Here is an 18,703-nt window from a genome sequence, read left to right as displayed (position 1 = left end):
CAGCTGGATCAGCGTGAGGACCGCCGAATCACCATCGGTCAAGGCGAGCGTTGAGAACAGCGAGTGCCGCCGGCCCCGCACTCGAGGTTCGCAAGACAGTGCCGCCGAGCCTCACGTTTTGGGCGCCCGCGCCGACGAGCGTGTCAATTTCGGCGGGCGTGAATCCGCCCTCAGGCCCAACGACGAGCACGATCCCGGTAGCGTCCGCGATATCGACTGTCGTCAAGCGCTCCGAAGCTGTCGGATCAAGCAGCAGCATCCGAAATTCCTTTGCCATCGCCACGAGCGAGGCAGTAGAAACCACCCCCGATACCGTCGGCGTAAACGCTCGATGCGCCTGCTTAGACGCCTCACGAACGATCGATTCCCACCGCAGTCGGCCTTTCTCGGCCTTCGCGCCTTCCCAACGCGAGATGCTGCGAGAGGACTGCCACGGCACAATCTCGTCGACACCGAGCTCAGTTGCTGTTTGCACCGCCAGCTCGTCACGGTCCCCCTTAGCGAGCGCCTGAACGAGCACCGTTCGAGGGGATGCCGGCGCCACATCTTCTCGAGCGACAACACGAAGCCGCACCTCTTTGGGTGACACCGTCGTCGTGACAGCCTCAATCCACACACCGCGACCATCACCGACGGTGACACCTTCGCCCACCCGAACTCGACGCACCGTTGCGGCGTGATGCGCCTCGGTGCCCGTCAACGTGATCTCGGATCCTTCACCGAGCTCGGGTGAGAGTGGGGTGTCGTGCAGAAAATGCAGCGCCAAGGGTTTTAACCTCGGAACCTATCGCGCAGCTTTGAAAACAGCCCCTGGTGGAACTCGGCGAGGTGAGGCGCCGGCGCCTTGGTGCGAGCCGCAAACTCGGCGATCATCTGCCGCTCTTTGCTGTCGAGGCGTGTCGGGGTCACGACCTGGACGCCAATCCGGAGGTCGCCGCGCTGAGATCCGCGAAGCGGGGTAATACCGCGCCCTTTGATGGTGAGTATGTCTCCGCTTTGCACACCCGCACGCAGCTCGAGTTCTACCGAGCCGTCAAGCGAATCGATCTTCGTGCTCGTGCCAAGAATTGCATCCGGCATCGAAACTTCGATGGTTGCGAGGAGATCGTCGCCTTCGCGGCTGAACGTTTCGTGCGGTGCAACGCTGACCTCGATATACAGGTCTCCGTTCGGCCCACCCGCGGGACCAACTTCGCCCGAACCTGGCAGCTGCAAGCGAAGCCCGTTTTCTACACCAGCGGGGATGTCGAGAGAAACCGTGCGACGCTCGCGCACCCGTCCCTGCCCTTGGCACGTGGCGCACGGGTACGGAATAGTCGTGCCGTAGCCCTGGCATGTCGCACACGGCTGATTCGTGACCACGTTGCCGAGCAGGCTCCTGACCGTGCGCTGAATGTGGCCACTGCCATGGCAGATATCGCAGGTCACGGGTGAAGTACCCGGCTGGCAGCACGAACCCTCGCACGTGTGGCATAGAACCGCGGTGTCTACTTCAAGATCGCGGTGCACACCGAACACCACATCGCCCAATTCCAGATCGAGTCGAACGAGTGCGTCTTGCCCGCGTTCAGCACGCGAACGCGCGCGCGCGCCGCGGGTCTGACCGCCTCCGCCGAAGAAGGTCTCGAAGATGTCGCCGAAGCCACCGAAGTTGGCCCCACCACCTCCGCCTCCAAAGGGCGACGAATCGCCACCCATGTCATACCGGCGGCGCTGTTCTGGGTCGCTCAACACGTCGTACGCGTGTGTGACGAGTTTGAACTTCTCTGACGCGTCTTCGCCTGGATTCACATCCGGGTGAAGCTGGCGCGCCAGTCGTCGATAAGCCTTCTTGATCTCGTCCGGCGTCGCTTCCCGCGATACCCCGAGCACTTCGTAGTGGTCAGCCACTTTCGCCTTCCTGCCCGCACTTTATGCGGGATCGTTCGGTGTCGAACGTCGTTTTCAGAGTTGTACTTCGGTGTTGGTCATCAGAGCTGTTCGTCAGTGTTGCTCATTTGTGGTTCTCATCCTCATCGAGCAGCTGACTGAGGTAGTGGGCAACCGCGCGGACAGCCGCGAGGTTGGTGGAATAGTCCATCCGCATCGGGCCCAGGAGCCCGATGCGTGACTGCGATCCGGTCGTGTCGTACGTGCTGGCCAGGACGGATGCCTCGGGCAAACCGAACGGCTCGTTTTCTCGTCCAATACTCGCAGCGAGCCCGTTGCCATCAGCCACCATCTCTGTCATGAGGCGCAAAAGGGTCACTTGCTCTTCGATGGCTTCAAGCAGAGGTGAGATGCTGCCGCGGAAGTCGGACTCGCGGCGCGCTAAGTTGGCGGCCCCGGCAAGGACGAGGCGATCCTGGCGGAATTCGTCGAGCTCTTCTCCAACGACGCGCAAGATCGGGCGGAGCGCGTTGTCGAGACGAGTAGACGTCGATGGCTCGGCGCCGAGGATGTCTTCGACACGGCGCACACCCTCGCGAACCGAAAATCCTGTCACGACGACCGAGGCTTGCGCTCGCAACTGCGCAACGTCTGTCTCGTCCAAGTCATCAGGCACGAACGCAATCCGCTGCGATACCCGACCCGTGTCAGTCACCAGAATGACCAACACTTTTCCCATGCCGAGCGCGACGAGCTCAACGTGGGTGACGTTAGCCCGCGCGAACGACGGGTACTGCACCAGCGCAACCTGACCCGTCACCTGCGTCAGAGCGCGAACCGTTCGAGCAAGGACGTCATCTAAGTCATTCGAACCCTCAAGAAACGACGCAATAGCTGAGCGCTGAGCCGGTGAGAGCGGCCGAAGCTCCGCAAGATGGTCGACGAACACGCGATATCCCTTGTCGGTCGGAATTCGCCCAGACGAAGTGTGCGGCGCAGTAATGAGTTCTTCGTCTTCGAGGAGGGCCATATCGTTGCGGATCGTCGCGGCAGAAACCCCGAAAGAGTGACGATCGACAATTGCTTTGCTACCGACAGGCTCGTGAGTTTCAACGTAATCCTGGACGATGGCGCGCAGCACCTGAAGTCCTCGTTCACTGACCACGCGTCGCCTCCCTCTTGGCACTCTTCGATCGAGAGTGCCAATTCTAGCCGAGGAGCGAGCGCGCTACTCCGTTAACGAGCGAACAACGGCATCTGCGAGAAGTCGACCACGACGAGTGAGCACTATTCGACCCTTGATTGCCGTGTCCGCCTCGATCAGCTGATCCGCAATGAGCGAGGCAACACCCAGCCGACCCGACGGTGACAGGTCGGCTACCGGCAGCCCCTCGCGGATGCGCGATTGCAAGAGCACCCGCTCGAGATAGCGCGCGTCAGCATCCGGTTGCTCTCTTCCGGCCGCAGGCGATGACCCGTCGGCCAAACGGGCGGCGTACGCCGCAGGATGCTTGACGTTCCACCAGCGGAGCCCATCGAGATGACTGTGCGCCCCGGGGCCGAAACCCCACCAATCTGTACCCCGCCAGTAAGCGAGGTTGTGACGTGAGCGCTGGCTCTCCTTGCGCGCCCAATTCGACACTTCGTACCAGCTGTAGCCCGCTGATTCGAGAACCTCATCAGCCAGTTCGTACATGTCAGCCTGGAGATCGTCATCGGGTGCGGGCCGTTCACCGCGCCGTATCTGACGAGCAAGCTTCGTGCCGTCCTCGATAATCAGCGCGTATGCGGAAAGATGATCGGGGTCGTGCGACAGCGCTGTGTCAAGGGACTGACGCCAGTCATCGAGCGACTCTCCAGGGGCCCCATAAATGAGATCGAGACTGACATCAAGCCCCTGTGCCTTCACCGCAGCAACGGCCGTCGCGATATTTTCTGGCGAGTGTGTGCGATCCAGCGCCTCGAGGACATGAGGCACCGAAGACTGCATTCCGATCGAGACGCGTGTGATCCCTGCCGCTGCGAGACTCCCGGCGACCCGTTCTGTCACCGTGTCAGGGTTCGCTTCAACTGTGATCTCAGCATCATCGGCGATTCCGAAATTGTCGCGGACAGCATCCAACATCCGGGCCAGGTCTTCGGGCGGAAGAAGAGTTGGGGTACCACCCCCGAAGAACACAGTTTGGGCAGCGCGTAGGCCGCCTGCGGCTTCGAGTACCCCGCGCGCCAAGCCAATCTCGTCAATCAGCGTGTCAGCGTATTGGTCGCGCCGCGCACCACGGAGCTCATCCGCCGTGTAGGTGTTGAAATCGCAATAGCCGCAGCGCACGCTGCAAAAAGGCACATGCAAATAGACCCCAAAGTCCACGTTTGGGTGTACCCGAACACCGTCCGGCATTCGACCGTCTACGGGCGCGGCCTCACCGAGGGGAAGCGCAGCCCCCATCAGGCGGGAGTCGTGTACATGGGTGAAATGGCACGAAGGTAACGGGTGAAAAGCTCGCGTCGACGGCGCTTCACAAGAGCGCCGAAAAGCTTGTACCAGGCCGAAATTGGAGCGTCGAAGGCACGCACTGTGAACCAAACCTCGTCGTTGGGCAGCCAGTCCACGATGAATGACTCTTCACCGCTCACGACGGAGCCGCCCACGGTACCGAGGGCGAACCCAATGCGGCGCGTCTCCTCAATCGCATAAATAACGCGGAGCTCGCCATCAGCGCTGAAACGTCCGACGCTGCCGTGAACGCGAATGGTGGTGCCGGCCCCAACGAAGGGTGTGCCGTCTTCATCGAATCTTTGCTCTGCTTCGAGTCGAGATGGCTCGACCGGGTTGCCGTCTTCGTCAAAGCTCACGCCGGAGTACATCGGTCCCGCGGCGGGACGAACATCGCTCACAACGAGTCCCGCGTCACGCAGCGATCGCCATGCGAGCAGCGCGTCTCCTGCGGAGCGAAAACGCTCTTCGCCACTGCCGAGCTTGATCGTCTGCTCCGCCGGAACACTGCGCTCCGGCGGGTACTGCATGAGGTCAGAAGCCTGCGTCGCCCCCACTGCTGCATAATCGACGGTTTCGTCTCGGAACGTCCCTCGGCGCATGATCTCCACCCTAGGCGCTTGCACGCCACTCATCCTGCTGGTATTCCGTTACTTTGCGTCTTTGCTCTCGACATCGCCTGAAAGTGCAGCGATGAAGGCATCCTGGGGGACTTCGACGCGACCCACCATTTTCATGCGCTTCTTGCCCTCTTTTTGCTTCTCGAGAAGCTTGCGCTTGCGGGAAATATCGCCGCCGTAGCATTTGGCCAGCACGTCTTTTCGCATCGCGCGAATCGACTCGCGCGCAATAATCCGCGCGCCGATCGCAGCCTGAATCGGCACTTCGAACTGCTGTCGAGGAATCAGTTTCTTCAGGCGCTCGGTCATGAGAACGCCGTAGGCGTAGGCCTTGTCGCGATGAACGATAGAGCTGAATGCATCGACCTTGTCGCCTTGCAACAGGATGTCGACTTTCACAAGATCGGATGCCTGATCTCCGCTCGGTTCGTAGTCCAAACTCGCGTAGCCCTGTGTCTTCGACTTCAGCTGGTCGAAGAAGTCGAAGACGATCTCACCCAGCGGAATGTTGTAGCGAAGCTCGACTCGTTCCTCAGAAAGATATTCCATACCCAGCAGAGTGCCTCGGCGCGTCTGGCAAAGCTCCATCACAGTGCCGACGTAGTCCTTCGGAAGGAGGATTGCAGCTTTCACCATGGGCTCGGTCACCGAGGCGATCTTGCCGTCGGGGTACTCGCTGGGGTTGGTCACGGTGATTTGGGCCCCGGCATCCGTTGTCACTTCGTAAATGACGCTGGGAGCGGTGGTAATGAGATCCAACCCGAATTCGCGTGAGAGACGCTCGGACACGATTTCCAAGTGCAAGAGGCCGAGGAACCCGCAACGAAACCCGAATCCGAGTGCGACAGATGTCTCGGGTTCATATACGAGGGCAGCATCCGAGAGCTTGAGCTTGTCGAGTGCCTCACGAAGATCTGGGTAGTCACTGCCGTCGATGGGATAGAGCCCGGAATACACCATGGGCTTCGGATCGGTATATCCCGGAAGCGCCTGGGTTGCGGGCGTGCGCGCCGTCGTGACGGTGTCGCCGACTTTCGACTGGCGCACATCCTTCACGCCGGTGATGAGATAGCCCACTTCACCGACGCCGAGGCCGGTACTGGGCTTCGGCTCAGGGCTCGAAACCCCGATTTCGAGAAGTTCGTGCGTGGCTCGCGTCGACATCATCTGAATACGTTCACGCGGATGCAGGTGGCCATCGATCATTCGCACATAGGTGACGACACCTCGATATGCGTCGTACACAGAGTCGAAGATCATCGCACGCGCCGGCGCTTTCGCATCGCCTTTCGGCGCCGGAATTTCAGCAACAATGCGATCAAGTAGCGCTTCGACACCCTGACCGGTTTTGCCACTCACGCGAAGAACGTCGTCAGGGCTTCCGCCGATGAGGTTGGCAAGTTCGGCTGCGAATTTGTCTGGATCTGCGGCCGGCAGGTCAATTTTGTTGAGTACCGGAATGATCGTGAGATCATTTTCGAGCGCCAGGTAGAGGTTCGCGAGCGTCTGGGCCTCGATTCCCTGGGCTGCGTCGACAAGGAGGATCGCGCCCTCGCACGCAGCGAGAGAGCGGCTCACCTCGTAGGTGAAGTCGACGTGGCCCGGTGTGTCGATCATGTTGAGCGCCACGGTGCCTGCTTCGCCTGCCCAGGGCATGCGAACAGCCTGGCTCTTGATCGTGATGCCGCGTTCTCGTTCGATATCCATGCGGTCGAGATATTGGGCGCGCATGTCGCGATCGGCAACGACGCCGGTTATCTGCAGCATCCGGTCGGCGAGTGTCGACTTGCCGTGATCGATGTGCGCAATGATGCAAAAATTGCGGATGGACTCAGGCGGCGTCGCACTCGGCTCGAGTGGTGTGAGGGCACGGGGTGACATATCCGTTCGATTCTACGCGGGCGCAGCCGAATGCTCCTGGCACGAGCCGACACGCCGGTTAGGCTGCTGAAATGACCGTGCAAGTGGTTCTGGCTCACGGCATCCGCACGTCGGCGACGATGTGGCGCAGCCAAGTGGAACATTTGGAGCGTCGGGGTAACCCCGCGATAGCCGTTGATCTACCCGGACACGGGACGCGACGCGATGAATCCTTCACGCTTGAGGGTGCGTTCGAGACAATCGATGACGCCGTGCGAAGCGCGGCCGAGTCGGGCCCTGTGCTTCTTGTGGCTCACTCGATGGGCGGCATCCTTTCCACCTCATACGTGGGTTCAGACCCCGCACCACCCGTCGCCGGATTCATTGCTGCATCGTGTACCGCGATTCCGCGCGGCGCAGGACTCGTCGCGTACCGATTGCTCGCGCGCAGCTTCAACGCACTGCCCGGGCGCGGGCAGTGGCTCACTGACCGCGTGCTCGACGCCACCCTCCCGCCCGAGACCCGCACTGATTTTGGCGCCGGTGGCTACGCATACGACGCACAGGACGTCGCGCTTCGAAGTCTTTCGGTCTTAGATTTATTGGCGGCCCTGGAGAGAATCCGCGTGCCGCTGTGGTTCGTCAATGGTCAGTGGGATCAGCTGCGGCTCAACGAAAACCTCTTCGTCGACATCGCCCACGATCCTGAGCTGGTTATTGTGCCCCGCACGACGCACCTCGTAACGGCAATGCGTCCGAGAGTGTTTAATGCCGTTCTGGACGTTGCTCTCACGACTCTTGAGCAGACCTGATAGACTCTCGTTTTGACTTGCGTGTGGGTTTACCCTCACGAACGTTGAGCACATCCCTCTCATGTCGCTTGGCAACCCATCCATTCACTGCAACGAAAGAACTCTGACACGTGGCGAACATTAAGTCGCAGATCAAGCGCAACAAGACCAACGACAAGGCAAACGAGCGCAACAAGGCCGTGAAGAGCGGCCTTCGCACCGAGGTGCGTCGCACTCGCGAGGCCATTGCTGCCGGCGACAAGGCCGCAGCCGAGAAGGCTCTCGTCGCAGCGTCCAAGAAGCTCGACAAGGCTGTGAGCAAGGGCGTCATTCACGAGAACCAGGCAGCGAACCGCAAGTCGGCTATCGCCAAGAAGGTTGCTGCTCTCTGAGTTTCAGCATTCAATAAAGGGCCCGCCTTCGGCGGGCCCTTTATTTTTGTGCCATGCGGCAAATAAGTGCCGATGTACTCACACGACGTACTTGAACCCCACGTGGGAGTCTTCGAATCCCAGGCGCGTGTAAAACCTGTGAGCATCTGTGCGAGCGACGTCTGATGTGAGTTGGACGAGCGATGATCCGAGTGCTGGCGCCGCAGTAGCGGTTACCCATTGAATCAATGCGCTACCGATCCCGCCGGATCGGGTCTGTCGAGCCACTCGCACCGCTTCGACGAGAAGCCGAGTAGACCCGCGACGCGCCATTCCGGGAATGAGTGTCAGCTGCATTGTGCCGACCACATGACCGTCGCCATCAACACAGACGAGCAATTCATTGCTCGGATTATTGGTGATGCGGTGCAAGGCGTCGGAATAGATCGCAACATCAGGTGTGTCGGCGGCATCGCCGCGCGCAGCGCTGATGGGATCGTCGGTGAGAAGAGTCATGACTGATTCGACGTCATCGAGCGCCGCCCGACGGAGTGTGACTGGTGAAGTTAGCGTCGGCAACGTGACCGGCAAAGTAAGCGTTTCGAGCATCAGGATCCAAACGGTGCACGTGTAGCGATGACGGTAACCAGCCGTTCTACGGCAAAAACGCTGTCGCGCGAACCGCCCTTCACCTCGGCGTCGGCTCGAGCCGCGGCCTGAATGGCGAGGCCGAGACTGGCTTCGCTCCAGCCGACAAGATCGCGGCGGGCGCGGTCAATTTGCCAATCCTTCATTCCGAGACGAGCACCGAGAGCCGCCGAAGACTCGCGTGTTCCCGCGACTCTCGCCATTGAGCGAAGCTTTGACGCAATAGCGGCAACCAGCGGTACCGGGTCAGCTCCCGACGACAGCGCGTGTCGAAGCGAGACAAGCGCCTCACCCAGCCGACCAGCGATCGCAGTGTCGGCCACTGTAAACGCTGAAATCTCGACTCGTCCGCCGTAGTAGCGCTCGACAGTGGCCTCAGTGATGTCTCCTGGCACGTCAGAGATCAATTGCTGACATGCAGCAGCGAGCTCGGTGAGATCGTCTGCGAATGCTGAAACGAGAGCACGCAACGCGGGTGGAGCGATTCGCTTTTCAGCGCTTCGGAACTCCCCCGCTGCGAAGTCGAAGCGGTCAGAATCGCGCTTCACTGCGGGGCACGCCACCTCCGCACCACCGCCTGTTCCCGCGCGAATCGCCTCGAGAAGCTTCTTGCCACGCACACTCGCGCCGGTGTGCCGCAAGATGACAGTTGCGCCGTCTTGCGGGTGCTGGATGTATTGCAACGCTTCTGCCAAGAACTCGTCGGAACACTTCTCGACCCCGGCGATACGCACAAGTCGCGGCTCGCCGAAGAGCGAAGGTGACGTCAACGAAAGTAGGGTTCCCGGAGCATAGTCGTCAGCGCGCACATCGGAGACTTCAAGACTTGGGTCTTCGGCCCGCAGGTAGGCTCTCAGCGTCGCTGTCGCCCGCTCGGCGCACACTTCTTCCGGCCCTGAAATCAGAACGATCGGTGCTGGCTGCGGGTCTCGCCACGCCATCTGTTTGATTGCAGACGCGGTACGGCGAGGCGCGGCACGGCGAGCTGCAGGAGGCATCCTCCCAGCTTAATCCTCGTGCGGGACACGCATGTCAGGATGCTCTCGCCAGCTGACAAGACGCACTCCACCCGAGACCAGAATGACGCCGTCAGCAGCGGTGCGAGCGATGTGAGTTCTCAAGCGATGTCAACGCTTAAGCGTTCAAGATTTAGCCTCGAGCATTTTTTGGACGCCGAGGAAAGCTTTTTTCTGACCGCGGCGAAATGAACAACACTTAGGTGCATGGAACTCGGAGAAGTAGAAGCGGAAGATGCGCTGGACCCCGCGGAGCGGCAATGGCAACAAATCGCGCGAATGCCATTTTCGATCTTCGGATTGGTTCCGCAGCCCACGATTGAGGAGTTCGGACTCGGCTCTTACGTCCGCAGCAGAGACAGCGCAGGGGTGGGTTCTGGTCACGCGGCCCGCAGCTACACCGTAATCCGCAACCCAGCGAACAGTTCCGACCCCGCAAACTACGCAAAACTCGAGGAGGATGTCCTCCACCAGCTCAACTTCGCCCCGCCGACGCCGTCAGGCTGCGATTTCTTGCTCTATCCACCGACCACAACACCTAAAACTTCTGTCATGCCACCCACGCCGCCCGCTGAGTTAAGGATCAACTCCGACCCGCTCGCCACACATAACCTCGTCGCAAGCGATGCCGTCGGGAATCGAGTCGTCCTTGATTCCGTCTCAAAGAAGCTGAAATCACAATGAAGGGCTGGCTAGTCGTTGCCGCACTAGCGGTACTGCTTGTGTCGATGGCCGGTTGCGCTTCGCAGCCCGATAAGAAAGTGGACGAAAACATGACTGTGGCGGAAGCCAAGTCTCTGACTCAGCGCGTCGAGCTCGAAATCACAGACACGATCCCCGAACTGTACGTTGATCGAGTCGAACAGCAGAAGGAGGGCGTTCTCATGACTTGTTCCTCCGACGGTGATGTCCAATGGGCCGGCGGAGCAACTGTGTATTTAAAGAACTCCCCGAATTTCGAGGAGATACTTGCTGCAATTGAAGCTAAGTTCTCCGAGTCTGAGAATTACTCGACCGGGCGGCATCTAGATGGGAGCCGTGAGGTCTTAGACGTCATCGGAAACAACCAATCCACTTGGACTATTGGGCCTAGCGCAAATCAGACAACGCTTGCACTATCTTGTTGGTCTCCGTGTTTTCCCCTCCAGGAAGACATGAGTCCAAGTGACCGCTACTGAATCACAAACCACCGAAGCTGGCTCCAAAGGCAGCTACGCATCCAACCCCTGACGTTAAAGTCGACGACTCACTGGCCGGTATGGACACCATCAAACGATGCTGCCGACGCTGCGCCCAGATATCGCCTCTCAGCCACATTCCGGGAATTCACCTGAAGATGCAGCGACCTGGTGGAGCGGGCTTGGCGTCAACCAACAGGGAGCGCGAGATACCGGCGAGCGGCTTGCTCTCTTTCACCTTGTATCTTCCGAGCACGATCAGCAGGACTGGGATGTCGATATCGCCCCGTCGTCGATGCCCGCCTCAGCCGCCGCGCTTCATAGCCACAACCTCATCGCCAGCGACCGCTCGTCAAATCAACAAGCTCGGAGGAATATCCTGTTCGAGTTGAGATCAGAGGAATCAAGATGAACCGAAGACTGCCCACTAAGACCATTGCCTTACTCCTCGCCGCTGCACTGCTGACCGGCTGTGGGGCGTTTTCAAACGATAATCGTGTCGACCCTGAGCTGTCCCTCGAGCAGGCGAAACAGACCGCGATGGCGATGGAACTCGAACTTGCCGAGATGATCCCAGATGAGAACGTCGCGTCTGTGGACCAGAGCCAGACGGGTGTCCTACTGAGTTGCGATGACAAGCGCGGATATCAGTGGACGGGGGGTATGAACATCGTCGTCCAGGGCGATCTTGACCCTGCGGCTTTGGTCGACGCGATCATTGATCGCTACTCGACCCAGGAGTTATACACCGCGAAAAGTTCACCGACCCCTGATGGTGGACCAGGTGCACACGTCATCGGCCAACACGGTGCTGGTTACCTCGTCAATCAAAGCCCGGACCGTACAGCGATCGAGATTCTGTCGTTCTCCCCGTGCTTCGTCCTCCCCGAAGGTACGTCTCCTCGTGGGAATTTCTGACCGCGAACTTTATTTACTTCTCATCAACGTGTGCGGCTGATCCCGGGGCTACGAGCAATAACTCTTCAGTCTGCCCGTCTCACTAGGCGTTGCAGATCGCCGGTTCGAAGGAGTAGGAGGCCGCCGGGTGGCATCGCTCTTCCCAACCTGCCGAGCGAACGAATGCCACTCGTTTCTTATGGCGTTGTTTTCGCTGCTTTCACCGCGGTTGCTTGCATTGTCACGTTGCAGGCGCACAGGCGATATCGAACGCTGAGTGACAGATACTGAGACCCCCAGGACACATCAAATGCTCTACTGCGGAGACTCAGGGTGCGACGACTTGGAGCTCGAAGATCGTGTACGGCGAAGAAGTATCACCGCGTATATCCAGTAAACAATCCCGAGAGCTACTTCACTCCAACTAGCCGCGAGATTGCCTCCGGACGCAAGTCCCCAAACGCCGATTGCGAAGAAAATGACTCCAATAATGGCTGCACCAACTTTGCCCATGTCGCGAGACTAGTTCGACAGTCTGACGCAGACCCAGTCGCCTAGGAGCAGCAAAAAAGCGCCCCTGCCGCTAGATGAGAGGCGCTCTTGCATCGAGACGACTTCAGTCGCGGGCGCGGTTTCGCCTGCGCCCGAGCGCGTAGCCCGCGCCGCCGATCATCGCCGCGACGAGTACAGCGAAACCGGCTGCTCTTCGCCACGGCATGCCCGGCATCGGCGCGACCATCCGCGAGTCATTTGAGCGTGAAATACACCGTTGCGTCATCCGTGGAGAGGGTGAGATCACTGCCTGATCGTTCCCATCGCACTTGGCCGCTGAATAACTCTTTAACCCAGTGCTCCTGTGCGCTCTGGTCAGCGTCGCAAACCCTTCATAGTGCTCGCAATACTGTCTGGCGTGAGCGTATCTCCTTCAATCTCCACAGCCACGTTCAGCGTGTTGCAGGGCGTCGTCACCACAAGCGTCGACTGCGCGTTCATGAATTCAGCCCGGAGGTCTATGGCCAAATCACCTACCCATTCGACTGCAGTCCCGCCGTCTGCCGCGCTGACCGAATGAAACGTGTCGCATCCGATCAAAGCGGTTGAGGCATCCGAGCAGTCGGCACCAAGAGCTGCATTGGTGGGACCGACGTGGTTAGATTCGGCGCAGGAAACCAACCCAACTGTGCTCGCTGCCAGGAGAAAAATCAAAAGTGCATTTTTCCGCATTGGTTTCACCGAGTTGCCTTCCGTAGCGCCTCCCGCACTAATCGTCGATCGGGACACGCATGTCGGGATGCTCTCGCCAAATGCCGAGCTTTTCCCCGCCCGAGACCACAATGATGCCGTCAGTATCGGTTCGGGCGATGTGGGTTCCCAAGCGTTCAAGCGTTGCGAGGAGAGTGTCGCGGGGGTGGCCATACGTATTGTCAATCCCGACGGATATCAGCGCTATGGAGGCGTTGATTCGCTCGTAGAGAGCATCGGATTGATCTGCGCTGCCGTGATGAGAGACCTTGACGACGTCGTAATGCTCGGCGAGAGTTCCCGTGGCGAGAAGCATTTGCTGCGGCTGTTCACCGAGATCACCAAGAAAGATACTCGTCGGCATGTTGGTTCCCGAAAATTCGATCACGACACTTGAGTCATTGCCAAGCTCAAGGGTCGAATTCTCCCGCGGCCACAAGACTCTCCATCGCGCATCTCCCGACGTGCCAGTCATTCCCGCGTGCGCCGAGATTGTCCGCCCACCCAGTCTTGCGAGCAAAGCCGCGTCAGCGTCTGACTCGGGCGGACTATGAAAGACAACGTCGACGCGGCCCACGAGCGCTTCAGCGCCACCGGCATGATCAACATCAAAATGCGTCAGAACCAGCAGGTCAACTCGGCCCACACCAAACTTATCTAGACACTCGTCGAGTGCATCACTGTCAGGCCCGGTATCCACGACAGCGGTAAACCCCGCCGATTGGACAATGAAACCGTCGCCCTGCCCGATATCGCACGCGACAATGTCGCGATCGCCCGGCACCGTCAGCGTGGCAGCGGGGCCTGAGATCACGGCGCTCCCGATCGTCACTCCCCCAACGCCTGCAACCACGGCGACAGACAGAACAAAAGCGATCTTCGCCACTGGGCGCTGCGACGTGCTTCGCAAGACGACGACAACGAGCGCGGCGCTGACGAGGGTGAGAAGGATTGCCCCGACCACGCCCGGGAGCCACACCACCGCGTTGCCCGGGATCTCAGTGGTGACCTGCGCGACACCAGCAACCCAGGCGGCGGGCACCCAAGCGATCGCTGTCAGCCCCAGCTGCAGTACTGGAAGTGGTGCCGACAAACAGGCGAGAAGGCCGATGACTGTCGCCACGGGTGCGGCTGGGGCCGCAAGAAGATTGGCCACAACGCCATAAAGCGGCACTGTCGGATCGATAAGCACGAGAATTGGACCACACGCGAGTTGGGCTGCAAGCGGGATCGCGATCACCACAGCAAGGGATCGCGGCATCCATCGCGTCAGTCCCCGAGCGAGCGGCCCAGCCAGAATCAGGAGCGCGGCAGTCGCGGCCGATGAAAGCGCGAAGCCCAACGAATGCGACAGCCACGGATCGATGACCAAGATCACGACAATCGCGCTCGAGAGCACATTGATTCCCGCACTTGCACGTCCGAGCGCAACTCCAAGCATCGCAATAAGTCCCATTGCAGCGGCCCGCACAACGCTCGGCTCTGGACTCACCAAAACCACAAAACCGGCCAATGCAGTGACAGCCACCAACGCGCGCGTGCTGCGACGCCAACCACAGAGGGCGCCCAATCCAAATCCCGCGCCGACAACAAGGGCACAGTTCGCACCGGAGACAGCTGTGAGGTGAGACAACGAGGATGCCTTCATCGATTTATCGAGTGACGGCTCGACCGCTGAGGTGTCACCCACGGCAAGGCCCGCCACCAGGCCTGCGCCAGGCTGAGGCAGTCCGTCGGTTGCGGAGATCAGGTTGCTTCTCAGGTCCGATGACAGTGCCCAGATCCCGCTCGGCGCTTCCAATATCTCAGGGTCACCACGCACGCGGGCAATCAACACCGCACGGTCAGATGGCTCCGGAGGAAATACCGTCACGCGAAGCTTCACCCGTGACCCGATGTCCAATTCGCGCGGCGGATTTGGGTTGCTTGCGAACACGAGGATCGACAGCGAACGCGTCACCGTGTATTCACCGTCGCTTATCGACTGCGTGACCGCGTCGAAGCGGATGCCTCGTTGCGCTCCAGAACCAGTAGGTTCGATCTTCCCCACAACACTTGCTTCGACGGATACAACCCGGCCTCCCGAGAGAGAAAGCTCCGAGAGTAGTTCGCGATCCTCCGCGGCGGTTGCTGTCACAGTGGCACACGCCGCGACCGCGGCGCAGGCGAGTATGGCTCCCAGCCACGTGCGCGTAGCGCGAGACCCAATGCCCGATCCGAACAGCATTAGGAGCAATACGGCGCAAAGGATCCATGCCGACGTCGCGACTGCCCGTGCGGCAGAAGTATCAGCTGTAGTGCACCACGCCGCTGCCCAAACAACCACCCCAGCAATCAGCAATCGCGGGACGCCCCCGCGTCGACGCGTCTTCACACCGAAACGAGTTCGCGAAGCCCGGCGAGGATAGAATCCCCGATCCCGGGAACGGCGAGCAAGTCATCGACGCTATTGAACCGTCCGTTCGCGGTGCGCCAGTCGACGATGCGCTGCGCGATGGCTGGACCGACACCGGGGAGGGTATCGAGGATCGCGACATCCGCTGTGTTGACGTTCACGAGGGCTGAGCCACCTGCGGCACCACTACCACCACCACCCGGCCCGGATCCAGCGGCGGGTTGTTCACCGGGAGTCGCAACATGGAGCTGTTCACCGTCAGAGACCGATCGAGCGAGGTTAATTGAGTCGCTGTCGGCGTCTTCAGCGAATCCCCCAGCTGCGGCAACCGCGTCCATAACGCGAGCACCAGCGGGCAACTGATAGAGGCCCGGGTCGGCTACGGCACCGGAAACATGCACGTAGACCGACGCATCAAGCGGGGCACTCGAGACAGCAAAAGACGATTCAGCAGTCGAGACGACCTCGTCCGGCGGCGAGCTGCCGCGAGCGATCCCGATCACGACAGTGCCGGCAATTGCGACGAGCACAACGACAATCGCCGCTCCGACGCCGAGACGCGTGCGCGGTGCGATGCTCTCACTACGCTCGACCATGCCCACACGCTAGGTCGACACGAGGTGCCAACCCGCACGTGCGTTCAGCCCCGTGGAAGGCAGCCCTAAGAACTCACGCTGGGGAGAACGCTAGTGCGTACTGAAACTCACGACCTTGGGAGCACGGACGATAGCGCGAGTGATCTCGCGTCCCGCCAGAGACTTCACAACGCGTGCATCTTCCCGAGCAAGCGACTCGAGAGCACTGCTCTCGATCCGCGCTGGCACATCGATCGTCGCGCGTACCTTGCCGTCGATTTGAACGATCGCTGTCACAGACTCTTCGACCAGAAGTGTCGGGTCGGGCTGGCGCCATACCGCGAGTCCGACAAACGGCTGATATCCGAGGGTTTCCCACATCTCTTCAGCAGTGTGCGGTGCAAAAAGGTCGATGATCATCGCGATCGCTTCGGCCGCTTCGCGCACCGCAGGATCGGCTGGACCAGCTCCTGTGTCGATCGCTTTACGCGTTGCGTTGACGAGCTCCATAAGACGAGCCACGACGACATTGAACTTGGTCTGCTCAATCAAGCCCGGAGCATCCGCCCACAACCGATGGGTCACACGGCGGAGCTTCGCGTCGCCTTCCGCCCACACAACGCCCGTGTCGCTCGAGACATCGTGAGCAATCCGAAGCGCGCGCGCCAAGAACTTTGTCGCACCAGTGGTCGAAACGTCATCCCAGTCCTTGTCGTCCTCGACCGGGCCAGCAAACGCAAGCGCCACCCGAAGCGCGTCTGCGCCATGCGCATCAAGCTCCTCGGAGAAGAGAACCAGGTTGCCTTTGCTCTTCGACATCTTCGAGCCACCAAGAATGACCATTCCCTGGTTGATCAGGTTGGAGAACGGCTCTGTGAACTCGACCTTGCCCATATCGAAGAGGGCTTTTGTGATGAACCGCGCGTACAGGAGGTGCAAGATCGCGTGCTCAACGCCGCCGATGTAGAAGTCCACCGGACCCCACTTGTCTGCCTCACGTCGCGAGAACGGCTCAGTCTCGGCGCCCGGCGACAAGAAGCGCAGGTAGTACCAAGAACTGTCGACGAACGTGTCCATCGTGTCGGGGTCACGACGGGCCGCATCCCCCGTCAGCGGGTCAATTGTCGAAACCCACTCGGTTGCAGCTCCCAGCGGCGATGAGCCTTTGGGTACAAGGTCAAGGCCCTCTGTCGACGGAAGACGTACAGGCAGCTCGTTCTCGGGTACCGGAGAGATATCGCCGTCTTCAGAGTGCACCATCGGGATCGGTGTGCCCCAGAAGCGCTGACGCGAAATCAACCAATCACGCAGCCGATACGTCTTCGCCGCGCGACCGGTGCCAGCCTCAGTGAGTTCTGCAATGACGCGAGCGATCGCGTTTCGTTTGGACAGGCCATCCAATGAACCAGAGTTCATCATGCGACCTTCGCCTGCAAGAGCGATACCGGTCTTGACCGGGTCGATCGAGTCGAAGTCGAGGTCGGAGCCCGGATCGATCGGCACGCCATCGTCATCAAGCTCAATCACGGGGATCGCACCCGTGATCGGCGCGTGTGTGTCGACGACCACGCGGACAGGAAGATCGAAAGCACGAGCAAAATCGAGGTCACGCTGATCATGAGCGGGGACCGCCATAACCGCACCGTGCCCGTAATCCGCGAGGACGTAATCTGCCGCCCAAATGGGGAGACGCTCACCGTTTACGGGGTTTATGGCAAAGCGATCAAGAAAGACACCTGTCTTCGGTCGGTCAGTGCTCTGACGATCGATTGACGTAATCTTTCGTACCGACGCGAGATAGTCGGCGAAACGCTTCTTTACATCGTCGGCGCGGTCTGCGACGAGCTCCGACGCAAGGTCAGAATCAGGAGCCACAACCATGAACGTGGCGCCGTGCAACGTGTCCGGTCGCGTGGTGAACACCGGGACGCGTTGTTCACGGCCTTCGACCTCGAACTCGACGTCAGCACCGATCGAGCGACCGATCCAGTTGCGCTGCATTTGGATGACCTTCTGCGGCCACGAACCCTCGAGCTGGTTGAGATCATCGAGCAGACGGTCCGCGTAGTCGGTGATACGGAAGTACCACTGCGTGAGCTTCTTTTTCTCGACAATCGCGCCGCTGCGCTCCGACGTTCCGTCAGCGAGAACCTGCTCGTTCGCAAGCACCGTCTGGTCTACCGGGTCCCAGTTCACCTCGCCGTCTTTGCGATACGCGAGGCCGCGCTCATACAGCTGCTGGAACAGCCACTGGTTCCAGTGGTAGTACTCGGGGTCACTCGTGTGAAGAACGCGGCTCCAGTCGAACGAGACGCCGTAGCGCTTCAGACTTGTTTTCTGCTGCGCAATGTTGTCGTAGGTCCAGCTGACGGGATCGACGCCCCGTTTAATCGCGGCATTCTCAGCGGGCAGACCAAACGAATCCCAGCCGATGGGGTGCAGCACGTTGTAGCCGCGGTGGCGCCAGAACCGCGCAACGATGTCGGAGTACAGGTAGTTCTCCGCGTGCCCCATGTGCAGGTCGCCCGAGGGATAGGGGAACATCGCCAGGACGTACTTACGTGGGCGAGTATCGGATTCGGCTCCTGCGCGGAACGGGTCGGCCGCTACCCAGCGCTCCTGCCACTTCTCTTGAATCGCGTGCACGTCAAAGCCGCCTTCGGCGGGCGCGGAGGAATCAGGCGAAATGGAATGAGACACGGAAAAACCAATCGTGCGATGCGGGTGGTGCGCGTGCAGCGCGTCTT

General features: G+C 60.2%; 18 protein-coding genes. 5 read left to right on the top strand and 13 right to left on the bottom strand.

Translation table 11 applies throughout. The features are described from left to right. Positions 1-28: 28 nt before the first annotated feature. The 6 genes from FHS06_RS11815 to lepA form a co-directional block, all read right to left on the bottom strand. Entirely contained in the window at positions 29-766 is a 738-nt protein-coding gene (locus tag FHS06_RS11815) for a 16S rRNA (uracil(1498)-N(3))-methyltransferase (RefSeq protein WP_167049514.1), read from the bottom strand. Positions 767-771: 5 nt separating this feature from the next. Next, on the bottom strand, positions 772-1,890 hold the full coding sequence (gene dnaJ / locus FHS06_RS11810; RefSeq protein ID WP_167049512.1) for a molecular chaperone DnaJ: 1,119 nt from the start codon (positions 1,888-1,890) through the stop codon (positions 772-774). 103 nt (positions 1,891-1,993) lie between these two features. After that, entirely contained in the window at positions 1,994-3,034 is a 1,041-nt protein-coding gene (gene hrcA / locus FHS06_RS11805) for a heat-inducible transcriptional repressor HrcA (protein ID WP_167049510.1), read from the bottom strand. Positions 3,035-3,097: 63 nt separating this feature from the next. Then, the gene (gene hemW / locus FHS06_RS11800; protein WP_167049508.1) at positions 3,098-4,315 is read right to left on the bottom strand and encodes a radical SAM family heme chaperone HemW; all 1,218 of its coding nucleotides are present in this window, start codon (positions 4,313-4,315) and stop codon (positions 3,098-3,100) included. Continuing rightward, a complete protein-coding gene (locus FHS06_RS11795) occupies positions 4,315-4,965 on the bottom strand; it encodes a DUF1990 family protein (protein ID WP_167049506.1) in 651 nt (216 codons plus the stop codon). The genes hemW and FHS06_RS11795 overlap by 1 nt, the downstream gene beginning before the upstream one ends. 48 nt (positions 4,966-5,013) lie before the next feature. Continuing rightward, positions 5,014-6,864 (bottom strand): translation elongation factor 4, encoded by a 1,851-nt coding sequence (gene lepA, locus FHS06_RS11790; RefSeq protein ID WP_167049504.1) that lies wholly within the window; start codon positions 6,862-6,864, stop codon positions 5,014-5,016. 71 nt (positions 6,865-6,935) lie between these two features. On the opposite strand from lepA, the gene FHS06_RS11785 reads away from it, so the two are divergent. Both FHS06_RS11785 and rpsT read left to right on the top strand, forming a co-directional pair. Beyond that, positions 6,936-7,655: an alpha/beta fold hydrolase gene (locus FHS06_RS11785; protein WP_167049502.1), complete on the top strand. Its 720-nt coding sequence runs from the start codon at positions 6,936-6,938 to the stop codon at positions 7,653-7,655. Between the two features lie 110 nt (positions 7,656-7,765). After that, entirely contained in the window at positions 7,766-8,026 is a 261-nt protein-coding gene (rpsT, locus tag FHS06_RS11780) for a 30S ribosomal protein S20 (protein WP_167049500.1), read from the top strand. A 78-nt stretch (positions 8,027-8,104) separates the two neighbouring features. On the opposite strand, the gene FHS06_RS11775 is transcribed toward rpsT, so the two are convergent. Both FHS06_RS11775 and holA read right to left on the bottom strand, forming a co-directional pair. After that, positions 8,105-8,614, bottom strand: a complete 510-nt coding sequence (locus FHS06_RS11775; protein ID WP_167049498.1) for a GNAT family N-acetyltransferase — start codon at positions 8,612-8,614, stop codon at positions 8,105-8,107. After that, positions 8,614-9,651 carry a DNA polymerase III subunit delta gene (gene holA / locus FHS06_RS11770; protein WP_167049496.1) on the bottom strand — a complete coding sequence of 346 codons (1,038 nt, stop codon included), beginning with the start codon at positions 9,649-9,651 and terminating at the stop codon, positions 8,614-8,616. Before holA ends, FHS06_RS11775 begins: the two co-directional genes overlap by 1 nt. A gap of 225 nt (positions 9,652-9,876) precedes the next feature. Between holA and FHS06_RS11765 the strand changes: the two genes are divergently transcribed. The 3 genes from FHS06_RS11765 (at position 9,877) to FHS06_RS11755 (ending at position 11,765) form a co-directional block, all read left to right on the top strand. Beyond that, entirely contained in the window at positions 9,877-10,353 is a 477-nt protein-coding gene (locus FHS06_RS11765; RefSeq protein ID WP_167049494.1) for a hypothetical protein, read from the top strand. Positions 10,354-10,944: 591 nt separating this feature from the next. After that, on the top strand, positions 10,945-11,259 hold the full coding sequence (locus FHS06_RS11760; RefSeq protein ID WP_167049492.1) for a hypothetical protein: 315 nt from the start codon (positions 10,945-10,947) through the stop codon (positions 11,257-11,259). After that, complete coding sequence (locus FHS06_RS11755) at positions 11,256-11,765, top strand: hypothetical protein (protein ID WP_167049490.1); 510 nt, start codon at positions 11,256-11,258, stop codon at positions 11,763-11,765. The genes FHS06_RS11760 and FHS06_RS11755 overlap by 4 nt, the downstream gene beginning before the upstream one ends. Positions 11,766-12,360: 595 nt before the next feature. Here FHS06_RS11755 and FHS06_RS14220 read toward each other — a convergent pair. The 5 genes from FHS06_RS14220 to leuS form a co-directional block, all read right to left on the bottom strand. After that, complete coding sequence (locus FHS06_RS14220) at positions 12,361-12,483, bottom strand: hypothetical protein (RefSeq protein ID WP_259392922.1); 123 nt, start codon at positions 12,481-12,483, stop codon at positions 12,361-12,363. A gap of 128 nt (positions 12,484-12,611) precedes the next feature. Beyond that, a complete protein-coding gene (locus tag FHS06_RS11750; RefSeq protein WP_167049488.1) occupies positions 12,612-12,977 on the bottom strand; it encodes an META domain-containing protein in 366 nt (121 codons plus the stop codon). A gap of 28 nt (positions 12,978-13,005) precedes the next feature. Continuing rightward, positions 13,006-15,312: a ComEC/Rec2 family competence protein gene (locus FHS06_RS11745; RefSeq protein WP_310734813.1), complete on the bottom strand. Its 2,307-nt coding sequence runs from the start codon at positions 15,310-15,312 to the stop codon at positions 13,006-13,008. 44 nt (positions 15,313-15,356) lie between these two features. Further along, positions 15,357-15,977 (bottom strand): ComEA family DNA-binding protein, encoded by a 621-nt coding sequence (locus FHS06_RS11740; RefSeq protein WP_167049486.1) that lies wholly within the window; start codon positions 15,975-15,977, stop codon positions 15,357-15,359. Positions 15,978-16,067: 90 nt separating this feature from the next. Next, positions 16,068-18,656 (bottom strand): leucine--tRNA ligase, encoded by a 2,589-nt coding sequence (gene leuS, locus FHS06_RS11735; protein WP_167049484.1) that lies wholly within the window; start codon positions 18,654-18,656, stop codon positions 16,068-16,070. Positions 18,657-18,703 lie beyond the last annotated feature (47 nt).

This window comes from Microbacterium halimionae, assembly GCF_011761265.1.
Taxonomy (GTDB): Bacteria; Actinomycetota; Actinomycetes; order Actinomycetales; family Microbacteriaceae; genus Microbacterium; species Microbacterium halimionae.
The sequence above is the reverse complement of the archived record's forward strand: the minus strand, read 5'-3'. Positions and strand labels throughout refer to the sequence as shown.